The following is a 2913-nucleotide window of genomic DNA, read 5'->3' as shown; positions in this document are numbered from 1 at the left end:
TGTCGACTTACAGTAAAACTAGATTGCTATGCTTACTATTAGATATTGCCTTGTCTTAATTTTGTTCAAAGGTGATGCATATACCCGCTGCGTTTATGGGCCACTCTTGGGTCAGTATAGGGGGGAACTATAGAAATCAGGCGGGAAAACACTGTGATTGAATGTGACTGTTGTTCAATAACTTAGATTGTAACTTACTGATCATGTACACTATTTGAGCGCGTTCGGGAGGCGGGGGTCGAAGGTTCAAATCCTTTCACTCTGACCAACGTTCAGTCACTTTCCCTACTCTCTCCATCATGCTCAGTATACGACTTGAGAGCGGGTTTGCTGCAAAAAGGTGCATTATTTTTAAAATTTCTAAATTATATCTATCAGTAAATGGCAACTTAACGTAAGGAGCCATTAACTGTATTTGACGTAGATTCGACAAATTTCACAATGAACGGTCATTTAAAACTAGAGAGAAATTCTGTAAGCAGACATTGCGATTTTCAAACAACTAGGGATTAGGTATATAAGGTCCGTTCTGCGCACCAGGTTACGTGTGCTAAAGCCAATTTACACAACGCATTTCGTTTTTACATACAATCATTTTCACTGTCTTTGAATAGCAGACAGTGCAGATCAACTGGGGCGTTGTACGCACCCATCCTGGCTTATATTAAAAACAGTTGTTCTCTGGAGCGGTTTTTATTTATCAACGGCTAATATAGCGCGCAAATTCATCCTTAAAGCAGTGTTTTTGCCTCCAAAAAGCCGGTTTTTATAGGTAAAAACAACCAATCTAATAAGATAATAATATTACAATAAAACACATATCACGGGTTTCCAAGGTCCAACCCGAATATAGCTGATATAGTCATTCCCCTGTAATTTGCGATAAACCAGCATACTTGCACATCTGGTTGACGCCATCGGGAAACAATTCCTTTAAGTCAGTATAGAATTTCTTTCTTCCGAGCATTATTAACCGCTTCAGCCTGTCAGATAACTTCGGATTTGTTCCGAGGTCCTTCCTTGCTGTTTTCAGGCTCGGGGCAATATCATGTTCCAGACCATATTCATGAATATATTTAATCAACACCCAGTGATCCTCGGTCAATGTCAAACCATCTCTATTTGCCGAGAACTCCACGAATTGCGGGGTCCAGTCTTCAATGTTCCCCAGATAACCCGACTCTGTTATCAGTTTTTTAATATCGGTACTTTTTGCATATAACCTGACGTCCAGGCAAACATATTTACCCATACATGTTGAATTATATCGACTAAAAGGATCCGTCACCTGAAAAGAATTACATTCGACAATTAACGGGTCGAGTGAAACAACTTTCCCATAACATCTGTAATATGAGTAATTAACATGAACCAATTCGTCTTTCTTTTCAGGATTAGATCCTGCAATCTCTTTCCACTTTTGCCATGGATGACTGCTCCTGGCCAGCAACCGTATATCAAATTCTTTTCCAACATCCTCTTTACCGTAGCTGAATTCGTCTATTACAAAAAAACGACCTTGTTCTGTATCAATAATAGATTCTGCCCATTCACCTTCAGTTTGTATTAGTTTTGCTTTCATGGTTAGTCGCATAAGCATTAATGGAAGCTGATTCTTTTTTCGTTAATCGATTAGTAAACTATCAAATTTCTACACTGAAGTTGGTGTTGAATTCCGGCTCAACCATGTCAGCATATCCGCGAGGGTTACATACGATTCTAGTTTTACCACATATATAGTCCTGCTTGCTGTGAACGTGCCCATGCACCCAAAGTGATATATTTGATGACACGATTAAGTCACGCAAATCTACAGAGAGTCTATTTGCTAAACCTTCATCCATGAGCACTTCTGGTGAAAGTGATTGGTGCAATGGGGGGTAATGCGTGATAACCACCGTTTTTCCATTATATTCTTTGGATAGCATTTCGCGAAGCCATTCAATGGAGTTATTCATTGCGGCACGCATTCTCTGATTGGTTGGCGCCCACAGTGTACAACCTAGAAAACGCACCCCATTTATTTCCAGGGTATCATTTTCAAGAACTGTAACAACGGAATTTTTTGATTTTTCTCTGAACTTCTCCAGCTTTTCGATGTTGCCAGGTAAGGTTTCATGGTTACCTAATACAAAAAGCGTCGGTATCGTAAATGTACCCATAGCCCAGCTCAGACTATCAAAGCCACCATCTATATCTCCAGCAAGTAATACTAAATCGGTATCTAATGCGGGGATTTCTACATCTCCTGCGAGATCTCGGTGCAAATCTGACAATATATGGAGTTTCATTTACAATGATCTTATTTGTGTTATTGGCTAGAGCTAAGTAGCGACAGAATACCGTGAGGCGGTTTTGGCGTTCACGGACTTGAACGAATGGTTATGCGTTGCGTGCCGCCAAGGCTTTATGAAATTCTCTTTCATACTGTCCGGCCTTTGCTTGCGTATCAAGATCCTCCGCAACTCTTTGCAATCTTCTCCAGAATCCTGACTTACAACCGATTTTCAATGCGAGCATCTCTAACTCTATCATTGATTTCTCCAGTTCATACCTTCGCAAATTAAATTTGTATTCCCCTATACCATATTTAGGTGGATTATATTTAGATGGTTCAGAAAGAAACTGGGCAGCATTCGATAACTGACATTCAACAAACCATGATTTTCTGGTTTCTAAAGGATCATTCATAACTACGTTTAACCATTATAATGACCGGACGTTTTTCCAACTACTCAAATAGTAATTTATTATCTAAAGTCTTTTTAATTTCTGTGATATCGAACCAAACCGTAATATTTTCTTTAGTTTCGATAACACCATATTCTCTATCATCCAGGCCAATTAAACTCTGACTGGCTATTGTGCATGACCCTGTATTAATGCCAATCATGAAAACACCATTGGCATTGT

General features: G+C 39.4%; 4 protein-coding genes. All 4 read right to left on the bottom strand.

The annotated features are described in order from the left end of the window. Positions 1–862: 862 nt before the first annotated feature. Positions 863–1582: a TusE/DsrC/DsvC family sulfur relay protein gene (locus ACWVCM_RS08580; protein WP_455201323.1), complete on the bottom strand. Its 720-nt coding sequence runs from the start codon at positions 1580–1582 to the stop codon at positions 863–865. Positions 1583–1643: 61 nt separating this feature from the next. Further along, positions 1644–2291: a metallophosphoesterase gene (locus tag ACWVCM_RS08575; RefSeq protein ID WP_455201322.1), complete on the bottom strand. Its 648-nt coding sequence runs from the start codon at positions 2289–2291 to the stop codon at positions 1644–1646. A gap of 91 nt (positions 2292–2382) precedes the next feature. After that, a complete protein-coding gene (locus ACWVCM_RS08570) occupies positions 2383–2691 on the bottom strand; it encodes a hypothetical protein (protein WP_455201321.1) in 309 nt (102 codons plus the stop codon). Positions 2692–2731: 40 nt separating this feature from the next. Beyond that, positions 2732–2913: hypothetical protein (locus ACWVCM_RS08565; protein WP_455201320.1), on the bottom strand; the 182-nt coding region annotated here is incomplete at its 5' end.

Source organism: Kaarinaea lacus (assembly GCF_975902315.1).
This window is presented reverse-complemented; position numbering and strand designations above follow the sequence as displayed.

Bases quoted from the DNA above. Each gene is read 5' to 3' on its own strand.
- ACWVCM_RS08580 (WP_455201323.1), bottom strand. From the start codon at position 1,582: ATGAAAGCAAAACTAATACAAACTGAAGGTGAATGGGCAGAATCTATT.
- ACWVCM_RS08575 (WP_455201322.1), bottom strand. From the start codon at position 2,291: ATGAAACTCCATATATTGTCAGATTTGCACCGAGATCTCGCAGGAGAT.
- ACWVCM_RS08570 (WP_455201321.1), bottom strand. From the start codon at position 2,691: ATGAATGATCCTTTAGAAACCAGAAAATCATGGTTTGTTGAATGTCAG.